Raw genomic sequence first — 25,235 nt, 5'->3', positions numbered from 1 at the left:
CACTTAAGAACACATTGATAAAAAAGAAGTTTTATTTATTCTGGAACTTTTCATCTCTTACAAGTTCTATATTTTTACGTAGTTAATTGCTATCTATTTACCTAACCTAACGCCGAAGAGCATCATGTTAAAAATATTAAAAAACATCATTTTACTGACTGTTACTGCCTTTTTTATTGCCGGATGTTCTGACTCCGACACGCCTAAACAAGGTAAGCAATATCAACAACTCACAGCACCATTAACTCAACCGGAAGTACTCCCTGTTACTGAAGTTTTTTCTTTAACTTGTGGACATTGTCGAAATATGGAAGCTTCAATTCCTGATCTAGAAAAGCTGACAGGACAAGATATTGGCAAAGTACACGTGACTTTTAACAATCAAGCACAAGTAGCAGCCTTAATTTATTATGCCGCGGTAATGCAATTGAATCACAAGCCTGATGAAGGCATGATGAAAGATTTATTTGCAGCGATTCAATTAGGTGAAGGTTCAACAATTTCAAAACAAAAACAAGTCATTGATCAAGTCTTCACCTCTCGTCACATGAGCAGCCCTTATAGTTTTGATGACTTACAACAAAAAGCACTCTTCCGTTATTTAGACCAAGCAATGGAAATCAGCAAACAAGGTAAATTTAATTCAGTACCAACCTTTGTTGTTAACGGTAAATATGAAGTACTAGTTGGCGGTCATAAAGACATCGAGGAAATCGCACACACTATTAATTTTCTACTCAAACAACCTTAAGGAACTAACGTGAAAATCATACTTCCTATCATCATTTTATTGTTTGTTGCATTCTTCATTTATCGCAACATTAATAATCAAAAACATGCAGCAGTGAATATTGAACAAGGTAAACAATTTCTAGAGGAAAATAGCCAACGTGAAGGTGTCATTCAAACCGAAAGTGGCTTGCAATATCTAGTGCTAAAAGAAGGTAATGGCACCGTTCACCCTACTGCAACGAGCCAAGTTAAAGTTCATTATCAAGGTACATTGTTAGATGGCACTGAGTTTGATAGCTCTTATAAGCGTGGAGAACCAATTAGTTTTAAACTTAATCAAGTGATCAAAGGTTGGCAAGAAGGCCTACAATTGATGGTAGAAGGTGAAAAGGTTCGTCTATTTATTCCTTATGATATCGCTTATGGAAAAAGTGGCTCAGGTCCAATCCCAGCAGGTGCGACACTAATTTTTGATGTCGAACTACTCGAAATCTTAGATTAACCCTTACTACAGATACAAAAAATGCAATACCAGAGACTGTATTGCATTTTTCAATTTTAGCGTACGTTATACCAATCACACTAATTATCTGAACATTCTTGCTTGTTAAAAGCCTCGATAACTACGTTATAAATCTTGATTGTAGAGCAACTACTTATCCAAATTTTATGCCTTGTTCTCAAGGCTTTTTCCTTCGCAACTTCTGATCATCTAATTAATTTGATTGGTATTACTTATAAAATGCTTCAACTTCACCTTTTAATTTAATCAACATTGGCTGACCAAAACGATCTTTTGCTTTCGGTGATGCAATTTTCACCCAACCCTCACTAACACAGTATTCTTCTACATCAGTCCGTTCTTTACCATTAAGACGGATACCAATCGGTTGCTCAAAACATTCCGCAACATAATGTGGGCTGCGAGGGTTACCAGAAAGGTGATCAGGTAAAGCTGGAGTTGAATTAGTATCGCTCATTATTTTGACCTAGTTTTTTAAAAGTGCGCCATTGTATACCTAAGTAGACAAACACCTCAATAATGTATTTACCATTAGGCAATTAGCTGACCATTAACCACCATAATACATGCCATTCCCGCAGACAAAGCAGCCTGTCGCCCTATTTCCGTATCTTCAAAAACGACGCACTCACTAGGCAATAAACCTAATTTTTCAGCTGCTAATAAAAAGGTATCAGGGTTAGGTTTGTGGTTTTTAACATCAGCAGCTGTAATGACGATATCTATTAATGGCAATAAGTTATTATGCTCCAATAATCTCAGTGCATTTTGTTGATTACTGCCCGTTCCAATCGCCAGCTTTTTTTGACCGTAGAATTGTTTTAGGACGTCATAAGTGCAATTTATGATGTTGGCATCCTCAATCAAACCAGCAAACAAACCAGTTTTCATTTCAGCAACCTTTTGAGGATTGATATCAATGTGATATCGTTCATTCAATAACAACGCGACTTTCTGAGTTGGCATTCCACCTAGGCTGTGGATCCATTCTGCATCAAACGGGAAATTGAATGCTTCCGCCGTTTGTTTCCACGCGAGTAGATGTGAAGGCATGGTATCAATTAAGGTGCCATCCATATCGAAAATTAAGCCTTTATAACTAGAAACATCTACTGCCATACGTGCCTCTCTTGTTTTATTTTTGCTGAAACTCGCATCTTGAAATCACTTGGGGGTATATTCGGCAAGCATACCACCGATGCAATTAACAATTCGATAACTAAATCCACAAAATCTGTGAGCTAATGGTCAATTTATGTTAAAAATATCCAATAATGTCGAGCTAGGAAGCTGGGAAATAGAATTAACGGCTATTAGAGCTCAAGGGGCTGGCGGTCAGAACGTCAACAAAGTCTCCTCTGCGATTCATCTGCGCTTTGATATTAATAAATCATCGCTTCCAGAATTCTATAAACAAAGACTACTCGAATTAAAAGATAAGCGAATCACTACAGATGGCGTGATTGTGATTAAAGCGCAGCAATTTCGAACTCAAGAAAAAAACCGTGAAGATGCACTCGAACGCTTAAAACAGATGATTTTAGATGCGGCGAAAGTGGATAAAGTGCGTCGAGCGACTGCTCCATCTAAATCTTCGCAACGCAAGCGTACTGATAAAAAAGTTATGCGTGGTCAAACCAAGAAGTTACGTGGTAAAGTCAACGTTTAGTTTCACATTATCAAATTCCAGAAACAACAAAGCCGCTTAAAAAATAGCGGCTTTTCTGTTTATTTGAGGGTGTAATTTAAAGTAAATAAACTAATTATCTTAACCCATGTAAAAATTCAGCGCGTGTAGCTGGGTTTGATTTGAATATTCCACCTAGAGCTGTTGTTGTCGTTACGCTAGTGGCATCCATCACCCCACGCGATTTCACGCAGTAATGCGTTGCATCCATGGTTATTGCAACATCATCAGTTTCTAACAAGGCTTGTAGTGCCACTAAAATCTGCTGCGTCATGCGTTCTTGAACTTGTGGGCGCTGTGCAAAAAAGCGCACAATACGGTTAATTTTAGACAGGCCAATAATTTTACTTCTTGGAATGTAAGCCACCGCCGCCAGGCCATCAATCGTCACTAAGTGATGCTCACAAGTACTAGTAACGGTAATATCTTTTACACGCACCATTTCACTGCAAGACATTTTATTTTCAATCACAGTGATCTTAGGGAAGTTTTTATAATCAAGGCCTGAGAAAAGTTCATCTACGTACATTTTAGCAATACGGCGTGGCGTTTCTTCTAAACTATCATCAGCAAGATCAAGCTCAAGTAGAGACAAAATTTCACGCATATGATATTCAATACGTTCTTTTTTCTCTTCTCTTGATACATCATTCGGATACATAGGAGTTTCAATGCCACGTTTAGCTAAAGCCTTTTGAACTAATAATGCCGCTTCACTTAGCTCAGAATTTACTATTGCGTGTGTATCCAAATTTGCCATTTGATTTCTCCAATTCCAAGGACTTGATTCCTGTGTATAGTGCCTACAACCTATACAAGGCAGATAAGGATACTCGTTCTTAATAAAAAATACATCCCTAAATTGAATGTGCTCTTTCGACAATTTCAACCAAAAATAAGTTTCTTGTCGGTTGTCATTTCATATCACTTCAAATTTAGGGATAATGAGCTCCATTAAACGATGAAAATGATTAGGAATATTGAATATGGGCTGCTGCGACACTCCGGGCTTAATGCCAATTGATACTGCCATTTCAAACATGCTTGAATCAATTACACCAATTTCGTTGGTGACAGATTTATCTCTTGATCAAGCTGTTGGACATGTTTTAAGTGAAGACATCCACTCACCAATCAATGTCCCACCTTTTGATAACTCGGCAATGGATGGATACGCCTTACGTGCTAACGATTTGGAGTCGACTACGCAACTACCATTAGCAGGAAAATCTTTTGCTGGTATTCCATTTGAAGGTGAATGGCCACAAGGTACTTGCATTCGAATTATGACAGGTGCACAAATCCCGCAAGGTTGTGATCTTGTGATCATGCAAGAGCAAGCCGAAGTGAATGGCGATCTTGTTGACTTCACACAAGCACTTCCGGTTAAACCGCAACAGAATATTCGACCAACTGGCGATGACATCGAACAAGGTGCATTAGTTTTACCAAAAGGTCATAAACTAACCTCTCGAGATATTCCGATGATCGCCACACTCGGTATCCCAAGTGTTTCGGTATTCCAGCAGCCCAAAGTGGCCTTTTTTTCAACTGGCGATGAATTAAAACCTTTAGGAACAAAACTTCAAGCCGGTGAAATTTACGACAGTAACCGATATGGCATTAAAGTAATGCTTGAAAAATTCGGCTGTGAAGCGATTGATCTAGGCGTGATTCCTGACAATAAAGAACAACTTAAACAAGCCTTTCAACAAGCACAATCTCAAGCGGATGTTGTGATCACATCAGGTGGTGTAAGTGTCGGAGAAGCCGATTACACGAAAGAAATTTTAGATGAATTAGGTGAAATAGGTTTTTGGAAAATTGCCATGAAACCGGGCAAACCGTTTGCTTTTGGTCAGTTGTTAGAAACAGAAGAACGTCAGAGCGCCCTATTCTGTGGCTTACCGGGTAACCCAGTATCGGCGGTATTAACACTTTATATTCTAGTTCAACCGCTATTAGCGAAGCTAGCAGGCTACAGCCAATGGCAGCCACAAACAAGTATTCCTGCGGTTAGCCGAACACGCTTCAAAAAAGTTCCGGGTCGAACTGATTTTCAACGTGGTATTTTCTCAATCACTGAACAGGGTACACTTGAGGTATCGACAACAGGTAATCAAAGTTCTGGTGCATTTCGTTCAATGAGCCTAGCCAATTGCTTTGTTGTATTAGAGCAAGATCGTGGTCATGTTGAAGCAGGTGAAACGGTTCATATCCAATTATTCAACCCAAGTTTTTATTAAGCATATTTTTCTTACTTGAAGTATATGCTTAGATAACAAGGCCGAAGCGATAATACATTGCTTCGGCTTTTTTTGGCTATCCCCCGAATGAAACACAGAACAGAGGAAGCGGATGGGTTACTTTATATCTAACTTTTTGAGCTTTTTCTCTTTCATAATTGAGGCAATCACTGCGACAGTCATGGTCGTTAATAATACGACCAAGGATACCATCGTTGGAATGGCCCACGGCGTGCCAATTAATAGCATCTTGATACCAATAAATATCATGATAAACGCTAATGCCGGACGTAGATAAACGAACTTATCAAGCATACCTTCTAGAACAAAATACAAAGAGCGCAATCCTAGTAATGCAAACACATTCGCCGTTAACACCAAAAATGGTTCTTGGGTCACCGCGAAAATTGCAGGTATTGAGTCTAAAGCAAACAGTACGTCAGTCATTGCGATTACTGCCACAACAACTAACAAAGGTGTCACCATCAAACCTAAATGATCACGGGTGAATAACTTAGTGCCTTGATAGCTTTCCGTCACTCTGAAAAGTTTGCGTACCATTCGCTCAGGGAAAGAATTCAACTCTTCCTCATCATCACTTTCTGGTTTACTTAGTTGATACCCGGTCCAAATTAGAAAGAAAGCAAATAAGTACAATACCCAATGGAAGGCTTCTAATAATTCAGCCCCAATCGCAATCATCAAGGCACGTAAACATAACGCGCCAATTACACCCCACAATAATACTCTCGGTCTTAATTCTTGAGGCACCACAAAACGACCAAAAATTAAGGCAAAGACAAATAGATTATCAACACTGAGGGATTTTTCGAGTAAATAGCCAGTTAGAAATGCTGTCGCAGCATCATGGGCAGAATAGGCACTATCCGGTTCGAATACTGGCCAAAACTCATATAAAGAAACGAAGAATAGTAAAGCGAATAAAACCCAAAGCAGGCTCCATATAGCGGCTTTTTTAATGGTGACATTGCCATTACGTGTTTGCCAAACATCTAGGGCTAACATCAGTACGGTAAGTAAACCAAAATAAGCATAGGTTGTAACGTGCATTTCTGATCCTTAAATGGCGGATAGAAATGAATGGGGGCATTCAGACCATCCGCACAATATGAAAAAACATCAGGCTCATACTTAGTATTTGTCCTGATATTCAAACTATGTGCGTTGGTCTCGTCAGAGTGGAAAACCACCTTTGCTTACCGGAAATAGATCTATCACGCTAACGTGGCCTACTTCGAGATGACGACAAGCAAATTCTCACTGACTACTCCCCAAACGCAATCAATTTACGCTGTCGTAGGTTGACCTACAAGCACTATTTTATGAATACGTTAATTCTGACAATAAGTCGTATTTAATTGTTGAATTCGCTCAGGATTATTTTGTAAAAATTCTGAGAAACAATCTGCCATCGAGAAGTGTGTCACCTTGCCATATTTATGCATATTTAAAATGGCATCGTAACCCTCTTTGCCTTTCATGGTATAGGCTGATGAGGTACCTTTATACCATCGTTCTTGTTCTATTGGTTTCCATTGCTCATCAATAGAAAAAATACGTAAATTAACAATTCTTTTTCCCAATGGATTGTCTGCAATATAACTAAAGTCAAGGTTATGAGCATAAGGGTAACTGCCAGAACCTGTACCTTCTACTCCGTTATTCAAAGCATTATTGATCGCACCTTCTAATATGGCAGCTAAATAACAACCTTGAATTTCATAGACACCAATCGGTACCGCAAATGGCAATAATTTCCCGGCAATATCCGCAATAGTAATGTTACCAGGGTTCAATGAAGCTCTCACACCACCGGCATTATGAATCGCAAAATCAACCGCATAGCCTTGTTGTTTCATCATAAAAGCGAATGATTCTGCGACCAATGGCGCTAACACACTTGGGCCATCTTGATCAGGAATACGCACGTGTCTTAATGATGAGTCAGTTTGTGCCACAATGGTTTCTTGCATCTTACGTACACGTGGGATGTATTTATTCAATAAAATTAAATGCACTTGCGGATCTTTTTTACAAATTACAATGTGTTGGTGTTGGCGTAAATAATCACTCGCTTTTGCATGAAAATTATCTTGATAAGCATCCGAAAGCGTGGCATCTAAGCATAAACGTCTGCCTAGTAACAATTCATTCTTACCATTAAAAGCAATCACTTTGCCATTAGCATCAAAAGTAATTTCGCTGTGCCCCATCGAAAGCGCATGGTAGCCGGCCTGCACAACATAAGTACCGTTAATGCACTGACCGTAGTCATCATCTTTTGCCAGTCCAACATCAGAAAAGTCACCCTGTAACCTATGAGAGTGTCCTCCAACAATAATACCAATACCTTCAACTTGTTTGGCTAGCTCTAAATCCGCTTCATAGCCTAAGTGGCTAAGCAGAATGATATTTTTGATACCTTGAACATGAATTGCTTTTACTGTCGCTTTAGCAACATCGATAGAATTGATAAATGGCGTATCTTGATCAGGGTTTGAAATATCCGCCATCTTATCGAGTGCCAAACTAAAAATAGCCACCTCACCACCCTGCACTTGCTTGGTGATCCATCCGGCATGTTGAGAGCTTGCTTGATAAGGAACTAGCTTCGATGAGTCACTGACACGAATCGCCTTATTATTTGACTCATTCGACACATCCCAGTTTCCTGCTAGCAACGGAAATTCGATACGTGTTAAAAATCGCGCTACCGGCTCATTACCCATATCCAATTCGTGATTACCGAGTGCCATTGCATCAATGTTTAACGCATTGAGTAACTCGGCATTAGCCCGCCCTTTAAATAGCGAGAAATATAGAGTGCCTTGGAAACAGTCACCTGCGTGCAGAAATAGAAACCCTAAATTTTGTTGTTGAGCTTGTGCTCTCAGTTGTTGAGTACGAGTCGCAATGCGAGCAAAACCACCGGCGCTGACGTAAGGTTTTAGTTGCTGCTGTTCAATATTCAGCTCAAGTTGTAACGAACTAGGTTCAAAATAGGAATGCGTGTCATTGATATGAGCTAAAATTAAGCTAACGGCTTGGTTATTCTTTTGGGTCATTATACCTCTGTTTTTAATTGTTTAACCGACACAGTTTTAAAACCTGACTAGCCAGTTAAGTTACTTGAGTAGATTTTACTGCTTGAATGATGACAAAACTATGAATATTTCATATTCGATCATGATTTCATTTGCTCAAGAAAGCGTATTAATAAAAAATGTGATAAATACAAACGTTTAGCACCATTCAATCCTATACTCTACACTCGAAGGCCAACTTTTTCTCAGCCGCTTCACTTACCTTATTGTTGGTCTAGAGAAAGGAGCGATTAATGATACTAGACCGAATTGAAATCCTTGGCTTTCGAGGCATTAAACGTCTTTCCTTAAGCTTAAACGAAATGACCACACTACTCGGTGAAAATACTTGGGGTAAATCATCATTACTAGATGCGTTGTGCATCGCCTTGCCAACCACAAATCAACGATATCAATTTGAACTTGAAGATTTCCATGTCGATTACGCTCAATCTCAGCCACAAACTCAGCAGATTCAAATCATTACTCGTTGGCGCACCTCTCAACCAAATGAACATAGAAACATTCGTTATCGTAAGCTCAAGCCAGTTTGGCAAGATGATAAAGATATTGACAATCAGCCCTGTAAAATCTGTATCTATCAACTGAGTGCTTCACGAAGTGAACTTAAAATTGACACTAAATACCAGTTTTTAGATCACCAAGGCAACCCTCTCAAGTTAAATGATGCTCATAAATTAGCGATGGAGCTATCTCGTGTACATCCCGTCATTCGTTTGCGTGATGCAAGGCGTATACCGATGGCGCCGCACCACCGAGAACAGCATCTTGAAAATCCAATCAATGACAAAACAGAAAAACGCATTAATAACACCTACCGCCGATTACTGGCGATGCCCGGCCATGTAAACAAAGGTGAATTGAAAAGTACCATTAATGCAATGCAAGATTTGATCGAACACTACTTCTCTTTTGAGCGGCATGTTACCCAACAAAAAATAGAACCAAGGGAAAACTTGTTCAGTGGAGAACATCCTTCGTCAGAAGACCAAACCAGCTTAATAAAAATCCTGCGTAAAAGTAAAAATCAACAAAGCAAATTATTACTCATGGGACTACTGAATGCTTTCTTACAAGCCAAAGGTAATGCGACCATAAGCACCATGGCAAGGCCTATCTTGATCTTAGAAGATCCCGAAGGCCGACTGCACCCAACCAATTTATTGAAATCGTGGGAAATACTGCAACTCATTCCAATGCAAAAAATCCTTACCACCAATAGTGGAATGTTACTTAGCGTGGTTCCCCTTTCATCGATTCGTCGACTCGTTCGCCAATCAGATATGACACAAGCTTATAGCATTCACGAACATCAACTTAACCGAGATGATCTCAGGCGGATCAGCTTTCACATTCGTTTTCATCGCCCTAATGCTTTATTTGCTCGCTGTTGGTTATTGGTCGAAGGCGAAACTGAAGTCTGGTTGTTCAATGAATTAGCAAAAATTTATGGTTATAACCTAGCAGCAGAAGGCGTGCAAATTATTGAATTTGCGCAATCTGGTTTGAAATCATTAATCAAAATGGCGAAAGCGTTACATATAGATTGGCATGTAGTTGTCGATGGCGATCCTGCGGGTAAAAAATACGCCACCACGGTAAGAACCCAACTCGCCCAAGATATGGAAAAACACCGATTAACTGAGTTACCTGACCGAGATATCGAACACTTCTTATATCATAATGGCTTTGAAGAGTTTTTCCGTGGCATGGTACACATCACCGCAGATCACCCTATTCCTGCGAAAAAGATTGTGCAACGAGCGGTAAAAAAACATGCTAAACCCGATCTTGCATTGGGGATTGTTGAATACTGTGAAGAACATGGACCAGAGAAAATCCCACTACTACTCCGCTGGATTTTAAAACGAGTGATGACGATGGCTAGCGGAAATAATTAACGAGGGGCAATAATTAAATGGTAATATTACAGCGATAAAATGAATACTACTATTGCCTCTCTCGCTGTAAGGATTCGATTCAATGTACAAACTTATCGCTATCGATATGGACGGAACGCTATTAAATAGTTCTGGCAAAATTTCTGAACACAATAAGCAAGCCATTGCCCAAGCAAGACAACAAGGTGTTCATATTGTACTCGCATCAGGACGCCCGCTGGATGGTATGCGTGCGGCTCTTAATGAATTAGGTATGATTCAAGATAGTGATTATGTCATCAGCTATAACGGTTCATTAGTTCAAACCGTAGCAAGCAATACCATGATTCGCCAAGAAATTCTTACCGGAAAAGATGCAAAACTATTAAATCATTGGGCACAACGCTTAAATGTTTTCATTCATGCTTTTTCTCTTGAGCAAGGTTTAATTAGCCCTCAATCTAATCCGTACACTAATCATGAATCGGAAATCAATGGCATTACATTAACTGAGCGCCCTTTTGAAACTCTCAATGACGCTGATCCCATTTTAAAAGTGATGATGGTTGGAGAAGAAGGAAAACTGACACAATCAATACAACAAATACCGGCTCAATTATACCAACAATTCACAATTGTCCGTAGCACCCCTTTCTTTTTAGAATTTTTAAACCCAACCAGCGATAAAGGCACAGGGGTACAAGCTTTAGCGGAGTACTTAGGTATTAAGGCATCAGAAGTGATGGCAATAGGTGATGCTGAGAATGATCATCACATGATGAAGTACGCTGGTTTAGGTATTGCAATGGGAAATGCGACAGAAGCAACCAAACACATTGCAGATTATGTGACAGAAACTAACGAAAATAATGGCGTTGCTATGGCCATTGAGAAGTTTGTCTTCAATTAACTAAACTTGTTAACCATAAGCTTATGCTACGCACTAGGTTATCTTTATCTAGTGCGTTTGTTTGTAAATAATAAAATTTAACCTTGACCTTAGAGTGTACTCCAAGGTGTATTCTTATCATAACAGCCTTAATGGAGCTTGGTTATGACGACGAATAATATAAAAACACTTCACTCAATCTCAGCAATACAACCTTTAGTCGAGCAGGATAAAAACTGTTGCTCTTCAAGTAACTGCCATACTAATAACGAACAGCAAGCTCCGCAGAACTCTCAGGATAATACAGCGAATGGTCAGCTTGAATCATGGAAAGTTTTCGGTATGGATTGCCCATCGTGCGCACAAAAAATCGAAAAAGCGATCGCGAAAATCGCTGGCGTAGACAAAGTACAAGTACTATTTGCAACAGAAAAGCTACTCGTCAGTTTCACCCAGCCTGCAACCACTCAACAAATTGAACAAGCTTGTCAAAATGCTGGTTTTACCTTAAATAATTTAAACTCACCGACATCAGAAAACGCCAATAAAAAACCGGCAAATATTGTTAAAGACAACCTACAAATTATTAGTATTGCCGCTGCGATGCTGATTGGCGCACTCGCCAAGATATGGTCACCCGAAATTAGCCAGTGGATATTTACATTAACTTGCCTCGTCGGTTTATACCCTATTGGTAAAAAAGCCATTCAGCTGACCAAATCAGGGACACCTTTCGCGATTGAGACATTAATGAGTGTTGCTGCTCTCGGCGCGTTATATCTAGGTGAAACCGCAGAAGCAGCGATGGTGTTACTACTCTTTTTAATTGGTGAACGTTTAGAAGCCTTCGCGGCATCGAGAGCGCGTAGCGGCGTACAAAGCTTAATGGAATTAGTGCCAGAAAACGCGACTAAAATCGTTAATGACGAGAGAGTTATTGTGGCTGCGGCATCACTTCAACCGGGTGATATTGTTGAAGTATCACCGGGTTCGCGCCTACCCGCTGATGGCCAACTTCAAGATAATAGCGCCAGTTTTGATGAAAGTGCATTAACCGGTGAATCTATTCCGGTTGAACACCAAAAAGGTGACAACGTAATGGCTGGTTCCATTGCGACCGATCGCGTTGTGCGCTTTATGATCACATCGAAACAAGGTGAAAATGCCATCGACCGCATCTTACATTTAATTGAAGATGCTGAATCACGCAAAGCTCCTTTAGAGCGATTTTTAGATAAATTCAGCCGTTGGTATACCCCGCTAATGATGCTGGTCGCTTTAGCCGTGATCATTACGCCACCACTGGTATTTGCTCAACCTTGGGAAACATGGGTATATCGCGGTTTAGCATTGCTACTGATTGCCTGCCCTTGCGCCCTTGTGATTTCAACCCCTGCAGCCATTACGTCTGGGCTCGCTACTGCCGCTCGTCGTGGCGCGCTAATTAAAGGCGGAGCAGCATTAGAGCAATTAGGCAAAGTGGAAATCATGGCGTTTGATAAAACCGGTACACTTACTCAAGGGAAACCTGATGTTACCGATATTATTGGCTTAAATGGCACCAATGAAAAAGATCTGATGCGTTATACCAGTGCGGTTGAACTAGGCTCTAGCCACCCACTCGCTACCTCTTTCATTCGTAAAGTAGAAGCTCAAAGTATTGTCATTCCAGAAGCAAGCAATAAACAGACGCTAGCTGGGGTCGGCGTTCAAGGGGAAGTTGATGGGAAGCTTATTCAAATTATGTCGCCATCAAAAATGAAATTACCTTTAGATGCAGAAACTTTACTGCAAGTAGAACAACTTGAATCACAGGGCAAAACCGTGGTAGTGGTTATCCTAAATAATCAAACTGCGATGGGTATTATTGCTTGGCAAGATACATTAAGAAGCGATTCAAAACAGGCGATTAAAGCGCTGCATAAACTCGGTATCCGCTCAATCATGCTTACCGGTGATAATCCGAGAAGTGCCGAGGCGATCAGTAGTCAACTATCAATGGAATACAAAGCCAGCCTACTACCACAAGATAAAGTGACTTTTGTGGAGCAATTAGCGCAGCAATCTCAAGTCGCAATGGTTGGTGATGGTATCAATGATGCTCCTGCCATGAAGGCGGCAAGTGTCAGCGTGGCAATGGGTGGCGGCACCGATGTGGCACTAGAAACCGCCGATTCAGCACTCACTCATAATCGCTTAACCGAACTCCCTGCGATGATTGAATTATCTCAAGCAACCCTTGCCAACATTCGTCAAAATGTCACTTTAGCACTAGGGTTAAAAGCGGTCTTTCTTGTCACTAGTCTACTTGGTATCACTGGATTATGGGTTGCCGTATTGGCAGACAGTGGCGCAACCGCCCTAGTAACGTTGAATGCATTAAGATTGTTGAGGTTTGAGCCTAAAAACATCGATTAGATAAAAGCTTGAAATAAAACAAGTTGAAAGTTAGTGCCTCAGAAGTATGATGTGCGGATTAACGTTATCGAATAGGAAAGCCGATGAAGATCGTTGCTGTTACTGCTTGCCCAACTGGAATCGCGCACACTTACATGGCGGCTGAGGCACTGGTTAAATCTGCCGCACAAGCTCAAATCAATATTCATGTAGAAACACAGGGGGCAATGGGGATAGATAATAAACTGACTTACAAAGACATCAGTTTAGCACAAGTGGTTTTGATCGCATCCGATATTGAAATAGAACAAGCGGAACGATTTGAACAAACTCAAACCATTCAAGTCTCTATCGAAGATGTGCTCACCGATCCAGATGCGCTCATTCAGCGCTGCATAGCTCATGCAAAATAAACGTATTACCTTCTACTTAGGTTCAACTGGGCTACCAACCTGGTTGATAAAAGGGATTCATCAACAAGTAAAACCTTTTGTGGGTAGTGTCACTTTAATTCAAGTGCAATCCATACAACAGGTCGATGTCAAAGACTACCTCAGCGCAATGACGTTAGGGTTTCAACCTTTTGAGCTTTGCCAACTGCTATTAACTGGTGAAGGTGCCGAGCAATATCAGTCGCAATTAATCACCTTCTTGCAAACAGATTGCTTTGTAATTGAAACTCAAGCTACCAACGCTCCTACCATGTCCAATAACAGCCTATTCCAAATCCAGTGTTTTGATATTGAAAAAGAGTTAAACAACTTTACCAAGCTTTATACTACGTTGTATACCGCACAAAAAGATACCGATCAAATAGACCAATTGTTTCAGAAACAATATTGCTTAAAAAGACTCTCTCAGCTAACTCAAAATCAAGATAGCCAAGTGATAGAAGAAGCATTGAAAAAGCGGGAAGCCTTATCTTCGACAGCGATGACCAATGGCGTTGCTCTGCCTCATCTACTTAATGCTGCAATAGATAAACCACAACTGATTATATTAACCACCAACACGCCTGTAGATTGGGGAAGCCATTTCCCACCAGTCACTCATATCATTGCTGTAATGCTACCTATTGATGCAAGTAAACAGACCTTATTGGCAGTAAGGCACTTAGCAACGGCTTTAGTGAATTACGAAATTAATCAATTTATCTGCCAGCATAGGCACCATTCGGAACTACAAGCCATCATCACTTGTTTTATGAAGTTGGATAAATAACGCTTAAATATCGAGAGGAGTAAAGCATCCTAAAGCACCGGCGCAGCTATACTGCGTCCGAATGCTTTAAATGGTTAAGTTTACATTTGGTAATCGCCAGCTCTTTCTGGTTGATAAGTGATTTCTGTGATCTTCACTTTTAGAAAATCACCACCTGGTTTTGGCCATTCAATTTGATCACCGATTGAAAGCCCCAATAATGCGCTCCCTACAGGAGCTAAAATGGATATTGTTTTTCCATTTGAGGCTACATTTTTTGGATAAACTAAAGTTAACTCAAATTCTTTCTGACTGGATTCAACAAAAAAGCGTACAGTAGAATTCATTGTAACAATGTTTGCTGGTATTTCGTTAGGCTCTACGATCTTCGCACGGCTAAGTTCATCTTCCAACTCTTCGATACCGGGCACGCTATTTTTTGGTAAAGAATCTATGAGAGAGTACAACCTTTCTGAATCAAGCGATGATAGTACTATTTCCGGCCTGCTTTTCATTTCTACCTCATTAATAATGACATGGAGCTCTTGGTTATTATGTAATAGCAAAAGTTAGCAATTTTCTAACAGCCTCACGCCAAATGGTCGGCTTTGATGCATTGTTAGGCATTAATTGCACGCATTAGTTCATTGGGATTTTTACAATAGATGATTGGTCTTCATAACATAGTTATTTATTCTGCTGTAGCATAGCGTGAAACAACAAAACAAACAACGCAGAGACGAGTCTTGATCTAACAGGCATTAAGCGCGGACTCTCAAATTCAACTTATTAAACAGATTTAACCAGCATCTAAAACTAACCAAACCCACTGTTTTCATTTCAAACTATGCAAAATTGGCACTATTGAGTATGAACCTGTCTTACCTAATATAAGGATTAATTACTTACCCTAAACAGAATGAGCAAATTACTCTACAGACATGGCACGAAATTCACTCGGCGTTCTACCGGTTTTATTCTTAAACACTCGAAAGAAGTAGTTCACGTCGTTATAACCGCAACGCAAAGCCACTTCACTTAAACGAAATGAATAACGAATTAACATAAATTTAGCCCGCTCCAACCTAACCCAAGTAATATAATCGGCCAAGCGCATGTGCCCCTGCTGACGAAACAATCGTGAAAGGTGATTTGGGCTGATATTAAAACGATGCGCGATACTATCCCGAGTAATATTACGGTGGAAGTTTTCTTGTATATAAATACATATCCCTTGATAAAGATCCTCACTCCTACTTTGAGATGATAAGTCAGGAGACAACAGCATACCGTGGCAATAAGTCATTAAAGCCATCAATAAATGTCCACCTGTAGGATGGAGGTTCTTTTCTTTTGATAACGTATTTAATGCGCTGAGGATATGGTCTATCGCATGGCCGGTTCGAGTTTGAATACTATGCTTTTGTACATCAAAGAAATTGGCCTCCCCTTTCTTTTTTTCAACCAAACTAAACCCTAGTTGGCGTTTACCAAACAGTAAGCTTAATACGCAACAATCACTATCCCAATCAGGTTTATTCCAACTATTGGGCGGAATATACAGAATATCGCCGGGAAGAACTTTTACTTTAGTGACTCCAAAATCAGGATCTTCAATTTCGTTGATGTACTCCCCGGTTATCACAAACTCCATACGAGGAAAGTTGACTTGATAACTAAAAGGTGGTGGTGTGGTGTGATCATTGGCAAACCACACACGATTAAAGTACTCACGGTCGGATAGCACACCTTCGAGTACATTGATAAAAGTCTGATTCATGCAGTACAGCAGCCTTAGATTATTTAGTGAGTGTATACGCTATATAACACCACTTAATTTACCAGTGATTGGGATCACAAACAATTTTTGTGGTTACAATAATCCAGTAAATGCCACTTATATGCACTATTCTTTCTTTAGTAAATGTCCAACAATTCATATCAACAATACATCAATACTAATAATAGGTACTGCCATGATTACCCAGTTGATTAATGCGAAACTAATCTGCTTAGATCTAAAAGCGACCACCAAGGACGAAGTGTTCAATGAAATGGTGGCAATTTTAGATGCTCAAGGAAAGCTCAGCGATAAAGCACAATTTTTGCAAGATATTTATGCTCGTGAAGATATTGGTAACACGGGTTTTGAAGAAGGTGTGGCGATTCCGCATGCAAAAAGTGCAGCGGTAGCAGAACCGGCGGTAGCCATTGGTATCAGCCGTTCTGGTATTGAGTATGGAGCTGAAGATGGTGAAGATTCTAAACTATTCTTCATGATCGCATCTCCAGATGGCGGCGCTGATCATCATATCGAAGTATTAGCAGAATTATCATCAAAATTAATTGAAGACGGTTTTATTGAATCATTTTTCAAAGCTGAATCATCGGAAGCGGCTTTAGCTTTACTACTTGAAAAGAAAGAAATTGAAAACACGGTTGCCGTGGATAAAGGCTTAATCATTGGTGTAACAGGTTGCCCTGCGGGGATTGCACACACCTACTTAGCTGCTGAAGGTTTGGAAAAAGCCGCGGCTGAAATGGGTTACGAAATTAAAGTCGAAACCAATGGTTCGATTGGTGTTAAAAATGCGCCAACTCAAGAAGAAATCGACCGAGCAGTTGCCATCGTAGTAAGTTGTGATAAGCAAGTTGATATGGTTCGCTTTAACGGTAAAAAGCTGATTCAAACTGGAGTAAAAGCACCGATCAGTAATGGTAAGGGCGTTATCCAACAAGCACTCGATGCAGCGCCTTATCAAGCCGATGCGAGCAGTAATACCAAAGAAGAAAAATCTGCTGCCAATTCGGGCCGCTCAAACCTTTACCGTTACCTTATGAATGGCGTATCACACATGATCCCATTTGTGGTAACTGGTGGCTTGATGATCGCCCTTTCATTAGCAATTGGCGGTGAGCCAACGCCAAATGGCATGCAAATTCCAGATGGTAGTTTATGGAACCAAGTATTAAATGTCGGTGTGGTTGCCTTTACTTTAATGATCCCAATTCTTGCAGGCTATATTGCTTATGCCATTGGTGATCGTGCAGCACTTGCTCCTGGTTTCATTGGCGGTTGGATTGCCAATAATGGCTCTTTCTATGGCGCAGATGCTGGTACTGGCTTTATTGGTGCCATCATTGCCGGTCTGTTAGTCGGTTACTTTGTTCGCTTTATCGCGCAACGTGAATACCACAAAATGATCGCGCCACTTGTACCTATCATGATTGCTCCAATCTTGGGTACGGTATTTATTGCTTCACTGTTTATTTTTGTTATTGGCGCACCAATTGCTGACCTAATGCAGTGGCTAAACGCAGTACTAACTGAAATGAGCACGGGTAATGTCGTTCTACTGGGTATTGTTCTTGGTGGTATGGCAGGCTTTGATATGGGGGGTCCATTCAACAAGGTTGCCTTCCTATTCTCTGTCGGCATGATTGCTAGCGGCCAAACTCAATTCATGGGCGCAATGGCTGTGGCTATTCCAATCGCTCCTCTAGGTATGGCTCTAGCAACCGTTATTGGTCGTAAGTTTGGTATTTTTGAAGACAGCGAAATCGAAGCAGGTAAAGCTGCCGGTGCAATGGGTTTAGTTGGTATCTCTGAAGGTGCAATTCCATTTGCTGCGCAAGATCCACTATCAGTAATCCCAGCAAACGTACTTGGCTCTATGGTTGGCGCAGTAATGGCATTCTCATTTGGCATTACTAACAGCGTGGCTCACGGTGGCCCAGTGGTTGCCCTACTCGGTGCAATGAATAAACCATTCTTAGCGCTTCTATGTATGGCAACAGGTGCCGTGGTAACCGCCGTTGTGTGTGTGACATTGAAAAAAATGCGCCAAGCAAAAATGGCAACAGCTTAGTCAGAAGTTACTAAGTTCTGAACATTTTTAATTCAATGCAGGCTATAATGCCTGCATTGCTTTTTCCAAAAATTTAACTTTTTGTACTCAATGCGATTTAAGAATCTTGGGTATAGTCGTAAGGGATTATTATGAAAGCTCTTCCTCCATTTTTACTCATGCAGAACGTGATTCAAGATTATGCATGGGGCAGCACGTCTTCTATTCAACAATTATTCGATATTCCAAACCCTGAGAGCAAGCCACAAGCTGAAATCTGGATGGGTGCACACCCTAATGGATGTTCTCAAATAGAACTAAACGATAATTTCGTCCGTTTAGATAGTGTCATTGAGCAAGACAAAACCACAATATTAGGCGAACGTACTGAAACGCGTTTTAATGAACTGCCTTACCTATTTAAAGTTTTGGCCGCAGAAAAAGCCCTATCGATTCAAGTTCATCCAAGTAAACAAGCAGCAGAAATTGGCTTTGAAAAAGAAAACCAAGCGGGAATTGATTTAAACGCGGCGAACCGTAACTACAAAGATCCAAACCATAAACCTGAGTTGGTCTACGCATTAACGCCCTATCAAGCAATGAATGGTTTCCGAGATTTTAAAGATATCATTCATCTGTTTGAAACGGTGAACGCCCCTGCTCTACAAGCACAAGTTGAGGCATTAAAAACCAATCAAACCGAATCTGGTTTGAGCCAGTTTTTCGAAGCTATTTTGTCCTTAACCGATGAAGCAAAAGATTCTTCGATTCAAGCACTAATAGCCTACGCACAAGAGTACAAAGGCAACGAGCTCGCTGACCTACTAATTGAACTAGAAAAACAGTACCCAGGTGATGTCGGTTTATTTGCTCCACTGATGCTGCATGTGATCACATTAAAACCAGGTGAAGCAATGTTCCTTGATGCGTGTACTCCACATGCTTACATTAAAGGCACTGGCTTAGAAATCATGGCGAACTCAGACAACGTACTACGCGCAGGTTTAACACCAAAATATATGGATGTGCCGGAACTGGTTGCCAACACGATTTGTAAACCAAAACCTAATGATGAAATTCTTCTTGCTCCTATTGAAGAAAAAAATACCAAACGCTACCCAATTCCAGTTGATGATTTCAAGTTTAGTGTCTATGAATGCGAAGCTAACTTAACTTGTGACAGTGCGGAAATCATTTTTGCGATTGATGCGGATGTCACATTGACCCATAACAGCGGTGATATTTTGATGCTAACTAAAGGTCAATCCGCCTTTATTCCATGTTCAACAGGAGAATATAAAGTTTTAAGCTCTGGGCATTTTGCTAGAGCGTATAATTAATTTATTGTCCCAATACAAAAGCGCAAAGTGCACTATACTCGATAGCCCTTTGCGCTTTTTATTTAAATTTGACGGGTATCACATAAGTAATGAATCGTCTATAATGCGCGCTAATTCACAATCTGTGGCGTCATTATGAACAACAAAACTTTCGCCGTAGATAAAAGTAACAATTAACCCAATTAATAATAGGAATATAGGCTTAATATGCGTAGAAAATCAATACGCTAAGTCTCCTATATAATTGCTTTTAGATCAGAGGAATGCCGTTATCTTAAGTACAGCGAACATCACCATGCAATTTGGTGCTAAACCCCTATTCGAAAACATCTCTGTTAAATTTGGTGACGGTAACCGTTACGGCCTGATTGGTGCGAACGGCTGTGGTAAATCAACCTTAATGAAGATCTTAAGTGGTGAACTTGAACCTAGCTCTGGTAATGTGAGTGTTGACCCTAATGAACGCGTTGCAAAATTGAATCAGGATCAGTTTGCTTACGAAGAATTTACGGTTATCGATACGGTTATCATGGGCCATAAAGAACTTTGGGAAATCAAAGTTGAACGTGACCGCATCTACTCTTTAGCTGAAATGAGCGAAGAAGATGGCATGAAAGTAGCCGACCTTGAAACTCAATTTGCAGAAATGGATGGTTATACCGCAGAAGCTCGTGCAGGTGACTTATTATTATCAGTAGGCATTCCAACCGAACAACATTGGGGCCCAATGAGCGAAATAGCTCCGGGTTGGAAACTACGTGTTCTTTTGGCACAGATATTATTTGCCGATCCAAACATCATGTTACTTGATGAACCCACCAACAACTTGGACATGGATACCATTCGCTGGCTGGAAGATACATTAAACCAACGTAACTGCACCATGATCATTATCTCGCACGACCGTCACTTCTTAAATGAAGTGTGTACGCACATGGCAGATATCGACTACGGTGAGCTACGTGTCTACCCTGGCAACTACGATGATTACATGTTCGCAGCGACTCAAGCTCGTGAGCGTTTATTATCTGATAACGCGAAGAAAAAAGCACAAATCGCTGAGCTACAAACCTTCGTATCTCGTTTCTCGGCGAACGCCTCAAAAGCGAAGCAAGCAACTTCTCGTGCTAAGCAAATTGATAAAATTCAGTTAGAAGAAGTGAAAGCCTCTAGCCGTCAAAACCCATTTATTCGATTCGAGCAATCAAAAGAATTGTTCCGTAACGCATTAGAAATAGAAAACTTATCACAAGGTTTTGAAACCACGCTCTACTCTGACTTCAATGCAATTTTTGAAGTGGGTGAACGTGTTGCGATTATCGGTGAAAATGGCGTGGGTAAAACCACCCTACTAAATACACTAGCCGGTGCTTTAGAGCCTAAAACTGGTAGCTACAAATGGTCTGAAAACTCAAATATTGGGTACTACGCTCAAGATCATGCTCATGAATTTTCAGAAGATCTAACAGTGTTTGATTGGATGGCACAATGGCGTCAAGAAGGTGATGACGAACAAGTCGTTCGTAGTTTCCTAGGTCGTATGCTTTTTGGTCAAGATGACATCAAGAAACGTGTTCAAGTGCTTTCTGGTGGTGAACAAGGTCGTATGCTGCTTGGTAAATTAATGATGCACAAACCAAACATGTTGTTGATGGATGAACCAACCAACCACATGGATATGGAATCAATCGAATCTTTGAACTTAGCGCTTGAAAACTACAAAGGTACCTTATTCTTCGTATCACACGATCGCCAATTCGTATCATCATTAGCCACTCGTATTCTTGAAATCCGCGATGGTAAAATCCATGATTTCCGTGGTACTTACGATGAGCTATTAAAAGCGCGTGCCGCGACAGCTTAAACAATAAATTAAAGACTAAATACACAAAAGCGAGCCTCAACAACTCGCTTTTTTATTACATTCCGCTTTTTGTTGGCTCAATCTTGGAACCTAAAGCTGCTGATTTTTAAAGGGCAACAACCGTAAATATTACTTCATTAAAGCAACAGATTCTTGAGCAATCACAAACTCTTCATTAGTTGGAATAACCAGTGCTTTCGCACCTAGCAACTCAGATGTTGCAATAAGGCCTGCGTTGCCAAATCTTGCGTCTTCGTTACCTTTTTCATCTTCAACAAACCCTAACAGTTTTAAGTTGTTCAAGATTTCACGGCGAATTGGCAATGAGTTTTCACCAATACCACCAGTAAAAACGATAGCATCTAATGAGTCAAGTGCAACCAGATAAGAAGCAATATATTTCGCAACGCGATAAGTGAATATATCAAACGCCAATTTAGCACGTGTATTACCCGCTTCCATTTCTTCTAGTACACCTCGCGCGTCACTTGTCACACCTGACACTCCAAGGAAACCTGACTTTTTGTTCATCATTTCGAACACTTCGTCTTTTTCCCAACCTTTACGGAAAAGAAACTCGATAACACTTGGGTCGAGGTCACCACAACGAGTGCCCATCATTAAGCCGGCTAAGGGAGTTAACCCCATACTGGTATCAACACATTGGCCATTTTTAACTGCACTCACTGATGCACCGTTACCCAAATGCACGGTGATAAAACTGCTTTCTCCAAGCGGTTTATCTAACATTTTCGCAGCTTCACGGCTTACGTAGTAATGACTTGTACCATGAGCACCGTAACGACGCACTTTATGTTCTTCGTAAAGTTCGTACGGAAGTGCGTACATAAAGGCTTTCGCTGGCATGGTTTGGTGGAAAGCAGTATCAAAAATTGCGAATTGAGGTAGAGAAGGGAATGCTGTCATCGCAGCTCGCATCCCTTCTGCGTTTGCTTTATTGTGTAGAGGAGCTAATTCAGCAAGGCGATCAACTTCCTGAATAACGCTTTCATCTACCTTCACAGTGCCTTTAAAAGTCTCGCCACCAGCAACAATACGGTGACCGACGGCTACAAATTTTGAACTCAAACTTAAAGTCTCGAGTAGTTTCACTACTCGCTCAAAAGCGTATTGATGATGGTTACCGTCAGCAGAAATTGCTTCAACGGTTTTCTCTCCCTGATATTTCCAACTGATTTCAGCTTCGGGTAAGCCGAAACATTCCCCTAAACCTGTTAAAGGAGCCTCGCCTGTTTGAGAGTCAATAACAGCGAACTTTAATGAAGAACTGCCCGAGTTGATTACTAATACGTATTGTTTTGACATGAGTTTCTCTTTTGTGCGGTCTGTAGATATCTACACTATATTATAGTTTGCGTGTAAGTTTCATTACATTATTCAATATTTTTTTAATCTTTCAACTTTATTTTGATGGTTTCAGTAATGAGAAATAATTGGCTTGATCTAAAACAAAGGATAATTTCTTTTGGACATTAAATTAAACCGCAAATATTAGAGGGCCTGAAAAAGAAACGTAAAAAAGCCGAGATAACGAATGCTATCTCGGCTTTAGTATTTTTAACTTAAAAAGTTATCAAACTTAACCTTCACGGTTACCGCGTGCTGCTGGCTTACCAGCGGGCTTCGGGCCACGGTTACGGTCGAAACGACGTTCACCATTACCAGAACCACCTTCACGACGTCCACGGTGGCCTTCACCACCACGACCACGGAAACCACCACCATCACGACGAGGACCACCAGAACGCGGACCACGTGATTCACGAAAGTCATCAAAATCACACACAACTGCGCCAACTTCTTTCTGACGAATACGTAACTTCTTAAGTTTACCAGCTACTTCTGAAGTCATTGCTTTAGGTAGCTGAACAAACGTATGACCTTGAGCAAGTTTGATTGCACCGATTGAATGCTTAGTTAAACCAAGTTCGTTAGCAAGGGCGCCTACGATATCTTTTACTTGAACACCACTATCACGGCCAACTTGCAATTGGTAAGTGTCCCAATCTTGCTTAGTGCCGCCGAATGAACGACCGCCGTCACGAGGATTTTCACGACGTTCTTTACGACGCTTATTATCACGCTCAATCGCTTCGATCATTGGATCGGGACCAGTGTAGAATAATGGACGCTTACCTTGTTGGCGTTGAAGAAGAATTGCTGCAAGTGTTGCTGCATCCACCTCTAAAGACGCTTGAAGTTTTTCAATTAACTCAGCAAAGTTTGCAATTGAGTTATTTGTTTTTTCAGCTTCTAGTTCAGCACTTAGCTTAACGAGACGAGCTTCAGCAACTTTATCGCGGTTAGGAAGTTGGATTTCTTCCATGCTTGATTTAGTCACACGCTCAATAGTGCGAAGCATACGAATTTGATTTGTACGAACCAACAATACTGCTTTACCAGTACGTCCAGCACGGCCAGTACGGCCAATACGGTGGATGTATGATTCAGTATCAAATGGGATATCGTAGTTAAATACGTGAGTAATACGTGGAACATCAAGACCACGAGCAACAACGTCCGTTGCCACTAGGATATCAATTACGCCACGTTTGATGTTATCAACCGTACGTTCACGTTGTGCTTGGGGGATATCACCGTGCAATGCTGCAGATTTAAATCCGCGTGCAGATAACCAATCAGATAGACGCTCAGTATCTTGACGAGTACGAACGAATACGATTGAAGCATCTGTATCTTCAGTTTCAAGTAGACGAGTCATTGCTTCGTCTTTTTCTACGCCTTTCACTACCCAGTATTGTTGCTCAACTTTAGCAACAGTACGGTTTTCACCAGCAACGTCAACGCGAGCTGGGTTACGTAGGAAACGGTCCACAATGGTTTTAACCATCGGAGGCATAGTTGCAGAGAATAGTACGCGTTGTGCGGTTTCTGGCGCTTGCTCCATGATCCAAGTTACATCATCAACAAAGCCCATTTTTAGCATTTCATCGGCTTCATCAAGAACGAAAGTTTTCACTTCATCAAGATGAAGAGTGCGACGATTAATTAAATCTTTGACACGACCAGGTGTACCCACAACAATGTGTGAGCCATTTTTAAGTGCACGCATTTGATCCACGATAGAAGCACCACCGTAGATTTCGATTACTTTTAAGCCTTTAATTTTTTGACCCAACGTTTTGATTTCTGCTGCGACTTGAATCGCAAGCTCACGAGTTGGTGCCATAACAATGGCTTGTGGCTTGTGTTGGCCTAGGTCGATTTTATTTAGAACAGGTAAAGAAAACGCGGCTGTTTTACCAGTACCAGTTTGTGCTTTACCTAGTGCATCTTTACCTTCTAAAAGGAAAGGAATCGATGCAGCTTGAATTGGGGTTGGGGTTTCAAAGCCCATAGAGTTCAGTGCAGATAGAAGGTTTTCGTTTAGATCAAGATCGACGAATTTGATTTGATTTTCTGACATGGGGTTCCTACTTATTTAAGGAAAATTTCGGTCCCATTAAGCTCTACTACCTCTAA

Annotated in this window: 21 protein-coding genes; 12 read left to right on the top strand and 9 right to left on the bottom strand. The window is 40.8% G+C overall.

The window, feature by feature from the left end:
- Window positions 1-124: 124 nt before the first annotated feature.
- The gene (locus ACN0T8_RS01465) at window positions 125-751 is read left to right on the top strand and encodes a thioredoxin domain-containing protein (protein WP_417878905.1); all 627 of its coding nucleotides are present in this window, start codon (window positions 125-127) and stop codon (window positions 749-751) included.
- A 9-nt stretch (window positions 752-760) separates the two neighbouring features.
- Entirely contained in the window at window positions 761-1,234 is a 474-nt protein-coding gene (locus ACN0T8_RS01460; protein WP_417878904.1) for an FKBP-type peptidyl-prolyl cis-trans isomerase, read from the top strand.
- 229 nt (window positions 1,235-1,463) lie between these two features.
- Here the strand turns inward: ACN0T8_RS01460 and ACN0T8_RS01455 are convergent, their stop codons facing one another.
- Window positions 1,464-1,712, bottom strand: coding sequence for a DUF3297 family protein (locus tag ACN0T8_RS01455; RefSeq protein WP_237295763.1), 249 nt, complete (start codon window positions 1,710-1,712; stop codon window positions 1,464-1,466).
- A gap of 74 nt (window positions 1,713-1,786) precedes the next feature.
- Window positions 1,787-2,374 carry a beta-phosphoglucomutase family hydrolase gene (locus tag ACN0T8_RS01450; protein WP_417878903.1) on the bottom strand — a complete coding sequence of 196 codons (588 nt, stop codon included), beginning with the start codon at window positions 2,372-2,374 and terminating at the stop codon, window positions 1,787-1,789.
- A gap of 136 nt (window positions 2,375-2,510) precedes the next feature.
- Here ACN0T8_RS01450 and arfB point away from each other — a divergent pair, with 136 nt between their 5' ends.
- Entirely contained in the window at window positions 2,511-2,924 is a 414-nt protein-coding gene (arfB, locus tag ACN0T8_RS01445; protein WP_089122903.1) for an alternative ribosome rescue aminoacyl-tRNA hydrolase ArfB, read from the top strand.
- 94 nt (window positions 2,925-3,018) lie between these two features.
- On the opposite strand, the gene folE is transcribed toward arfB, so the two are convergent.
- Complete coding sequence (gene folE / locus ACN0T8_RS01440) at window positions 3,019-3,702, bottom strand: GTP cyclohydrolase I FolE (protein WP_417878902.1); 684 nt, start codon at window positions 3,700-3,702, stop codon at window positions 3,019-3,021.
- 226 nt (window positions 3,703-3,928) lie between these two features.
- Between folE and moeA the strand changes: the two genes are divergently transcribed.
- Window positions 3,929-5,188: a molybdopterin molybdotransferase MoeA gene (gene moeA, locus ACN0T8_RS01435; RefSeq protein ID WP_417878901.1), complete on the top strand. Its 1,260-nt coding sequence runs from the start codon at window positions 3,929-3,931 to the stop codon at window positions 5,186-5,188.
- A 117-nt stretch (window positions 5,189-5,305) separates the two neighbouring features.
- Here the strand turns inward: moeA and ACN0T8_RS01430 are convergent, their stop codons facing one another.
- Together ACN0T8_RS01430 and ACN0T8_RS01425 are read right to left on the bottom strand one after the other, a co-directional pair.
- Entirely contained in the window at window positions 5,306-6,259 is a 954-nt protein-coding gene (locus ACN0T8_RS01430) for a TerC/Alx family metal homeostasis membrane protein (RefSeq protein WP_417878900.1), read from the bottom strand.
- A gap of 281 nt (window positions 6,260-6,540) precedes the next feature.
- Window positions 6,541-8,274 (bottom strand): bifunctional metallophosphatase/5'-nucleotidase, encoded by a 1,734-nt coding sequence (locus ACN0T8_RS01425; RefSeq protein ID WP_417878899.1) that lies wholly within the window; start codon window positions 8,272-8,274, stop codon window positions 6,541-6,543.
- Between the two features lie 272 nt (window positions 8,275-8,546).
- Here ACN0T8_RS01425 and ACN0T8_RS01420 point away from each other — a divergent pair, with 272 nt between their 5' ends.
- The 5 genes from ACN0T8_RS01420 to ACN0T8_RS01400 all read left to right on the top strand — a co-directional run bounded on the left by ACN0T8_RS01420 (window position 8,547) and on the right by ACN0T8_RS01400 (window position 14,700).
- Window positions 8,547-10,214 (top strand): DUF2813 domain-containing protein, encoded by a 1,668-nt coding sequence (locus tag ACN0T8_RS01420; RefSeq protein ID WP_417878898.1) that lies wholly within the window; start codon window positions 8,547-8,549, stop codon window positions 10,212-10,214.
- Between the two features lie 82 nt (window positions 10,215-10,296).
- Window positions 10,297-11,103 (top strand): sugar-phosphatase, encoded by an 807-nt coding sequence (gene yidA / locus ACN0T8_RS01415; protein WP_417878897.1) that lies wholly within the window; start codon window positions 10,297-10,299, stop codon window positions 11,101-11,103.
- A 144-nt stretch (window positions 11,104-11,247) separates the two neighbouring features.
- Window positions 11,248-13,500: a zinc/cadmium/mercury/lead-transporting ATPase gene (locus ACN0T8_RS01410; protein ID WP_417878896.1), complete on the top strand. Its 2,253-nt coding sequence runs from the start codon at window positions 11,248-11,250 to the stop codon at window positions 13,498-13,500.
- An 83-nt stretch (window positions 13,501-13,583) separates the two neighbouring features.
- On the top strand, window positions 13,584-13,892 hold the full coding sequence (locus ACN0T8_RS01405; protein ID WP_417878895.1) for a PTS fructose transporter subunit IIB: 309 nt from the start codon (window positions 13,584-13,586) through the stop codon (window positions 13,890-13,892).
- The gene (locus ACN0T8_RS01400) at window positions 13,882-14,700 is read left to right on the top strand and encodes a PTS sugar transporter subunit IIA (RefSeq protein ID WP_417878894.1); all 819 of its coding nucleotides are present in this window, start codon (window positions 13,882-13,884) and stop codon (window positions 14,698-14,700) included. The genes ACN0T8_RS01405 and ACN0T8_RS01400 overlap by 11 nt, the downstream gene beginning before the upstream one ends.
- A gap of 80 nt (window positions 14,701-14,780) precedes the next feature.
- Here ACN0T8_RS01400 and rnk read toward each other — a convergent pair whose 3' ends face one another.
- Together rnk and ACN0T8_RS01390 are read right to left on the bottom strand one after the other, a co-directional pair.
- Window positions 14,781-15,194 carry a nucleoside diphosphate kinase regulator gene (rnk, locus tag ACN0T8_RS01395; RefSeq protein WP_417878893.1) on the bottom strand — a complete coding sequence of 138 codons (414 nt, stop codon included), beginning with the start codon at window positions 15,192-15,194 and terminating at the stop codon, window positions 14,781-14,783.
- Between the two features lie 413 nt (window positions 15,195-15,607).
- Window positions 15,608-16,459: a helix-turn-helix transcriptional regulator gene (locus ACN0T8_RS01390; RefSeq protein WP_417878892.1), complete on the bottom strand. Its 852-nt coding sequence runs from the start codon at window positions 16,457-16,459 to the stop codon at window positions 15,608-15,610.
- Between the two features lie 196 nt (window positions 16,460-16,655).
- Here ACN0T8_RS01390 and ACN0T8_RS01385 point away from each other — a divergent pair, with 196 nt between their 5' ends.
- From ACN0T8_RS01385 to ACN0T8_RS01375, 3 genes are all read left to right on the top strand, one after another.
- Window positions 16,656-18,548 (top strand): PTS fructose transporter subunit IIABC, encoded by a 1,893-nt coding sequence (locus ACN0T8_RS01385; RefSeq protein WP_417878891.1) that lies wholly within the window; start codon window positions 16,656-16,658, stop codon window positions 18,546-18,548.
- A 131-nt stretch (window positions 18,549-18,679) separates the two neighbouring features.
- Complete coding sequence (gene manA / locus ACN0T8_RS01380; RefSeq protein ID WP_417878890.1) at window positions 18,680-19,867, top strand: mannose-6-phosphate isomerase, class I; 1,188 nt, start codon at window positions 18,680-18,682, stop codon at window positions 19,865-19,867.
- A gap of 271 nt (window positions 19,868-20,138) precedes the next feature.
- Window positions 20,139-21,731, top strand: a complete 1,593-nt coding sequence (locus ACN0T8_RS01375) for an ABC-F family ATPase (protein ID WP_417879473.1) — start codon at window positions 20,139-20,141, stop codon at window positions 21,729-21,731.
- Between the two features lie 129 nt (window positions 21,732-21,860).
- Here ACN0T8_RS01375 and ACN0T8_RS01370 read toward each other — a convergent pair whose 3' ends face one another.
- Together ACN0T8_RS01370 and ACN0T8_RS01365 are read right to left on the bottom strand one after the other, a co-directional pair.
- Window positions 21,861-23,057 carry an acetate/propionate family kinase gene (locus ACN0T8_RS01370; RefSeq protein ID WP_417878889.1) on the bottom strand — a complete coding sequence of 399 codons (1,197 nt, stop codon included), beginning with the start codon at window positions 23,055-23,057 and terminating at the stop codon, window positions 21,861-21,863.
- A gap of 274 nt (window positions 23,058-23,331) precedes the next feature.
- A complete protein-coding gene (locus ACN0T8_RS01365; protein ID WP_417878888.1) occupies window positions 23,332-25,179 on the bottom strand; it encodes a DEAD/DEAH box helicase in 1,848 nt (615 codons plus the stop codon).
- Between the last annotated feature and the right edge of the window lie 56 nt (window positions 25,180-25,235).

It is taken from the genome of Vibrio sp. (assembly GCF_048266485.1).
GTDB lineage: Bacteria > Pseudomonadota > Gammaproteobacteria > Enterobacterales > Vibrionaceae > Vibrio.
Note: the sequence above shows the minus strand (reverse complement) of the source record. Positions and strands in the feature narration are given on the sequence as shown.

Excerpts from the sequence above, each read along its gene's own strand:
- ACN0T8_RS01465 (WP_417878905.1), top strand. The coding sequence starts at position 125 with ATGTTAAAAATATTAAAAAACATCATTTTACTGACTGTTACTGCCTTT.
- arfB (WP_089122903.1), top strand. The coding sequence starts at position 2,511 with ATGTTAAAAATATCCAATAATGTCGAGCTAGGAAGCTGGGAAATAGAA.
- yidA (WP_417878897.1), top strand. The coding sequence starts at position 10,297 with ATGTACAAACTTATCGCTATCGATATGGACGGAACGCTATTAAATAGT.
- ACN0T8_RS01390 (WP_417878892.1), bottom strand. The coding sequence starts at position 16,459 with ATGAATCAGACTTTTATCAATGTACTCGAAGGTGTGCTATCCGACCGT.
- ACN0T8_RS01370 (WP_417878889.1), bottom strand. The coding sequence starts at position 23,057 with ATGTCAAAACAATACGTATTAGTAATCAACTCGGGCAGTTCTTCATTA.
- ACN0T8_RS01365 (WP_417878888.1), bottom strand. The coding sequence starts at position 25,179 with ATGTCAGAAAATCAAATCAAATTCGTCGATCTTGATCTAAACGAAAAC.
- ACN0T8_RS01385 (WP_417878891.1), top strand. The coding sequence starts at position 16,656 with ATGATTACCCAGTTGATTAATGCGAAACTAATCTGCTTAGATCTAAAA.
- ACN0T8_RS01420 (WP_417878898.1), top strand. The coding sequence starts at position 8,547 with ATGATACTAGACCGAATTGAAATCCTTGGCTTTCGAGGCATTAAACGT.
- ACN0T8_RS01410 (WP_417878896.1), top strand. The coding sequence starts at position 11,248 with ATGACGACGAATAATATAAAAACACTTCACTCAATCTCAGCAATACAA.
- ACN0T8_RS01450 (WP_417878903.1), bottom strand. The coding sequence starts at position 2,374 with ATGGCAGTAGATGTTTCTAGTTATAAAGGCTTAATTTTCGATATGGAT.
- ACN0T8_RS01425 (WP_417878899.1), bottom strand. The coding sequence starts at position 8,274 with ATGACCCAAAAGAATAACCAAGCCGTTAGCTTAATTTTAGCTCATATC.
- ACN0T8_RS01455 (WP_237295763.1), bottom strand. The coding sequence starts at position 1,712 with ATGAGCGATACTAATTCAACTCCAGCTTTACCTGATCACCTTTCTGGT.
- ACN0T8_RS01400 (WP_417878894.1), top strand. The coding sequence starts at position 13,882 with ATGCAAAATAAACGTATTACCTTCTACTTAGGTTCAACTGGGCTACCA.
- rnk (WP_417878893.1), bottom strand. The coding sequence starts at position 15,194 with ATGAAAAGCAGGCCGGAAATAGTACTATCATCGCTTGATTCAGAAAGG.
- ACN0T8_RS01430 (WP_417878900.1), bottom strand. The coding sequence starts at position 6,259 with ATGCACGTTACAACCTATGCTTATTTTGGTTTACTTACCGTACTGATG.
- folE (WP_417878902.1), bottom strand. The coding sequence starts at position 3,702 with ATGGCAAATTTGGATACACACGCAATAGTAAATTCTGAGCTAAGTGAA.
- moeA (WP_417878901.1), top strand. The coding sequence starts at position 3,929 with ATGGGCTGCTGCGACACTCCGGGCTTAATGCCAATTGATACTGCCATT.
- manA (WP_417878890.1), top strand. The coding sequence starts at position 18,680 with ATGAAAGCTCTTCCTCCATTTTTACTCATGCAGAACGTGATTCAAGAT.
- ACN0T8_RS01405 (WP_417878895.1), top strand. The coding sequence starts at position 13,584 with ATGAAGATCGTTGCTGTTACTGCTTGCCCAACTGGAATCGCGCACACT.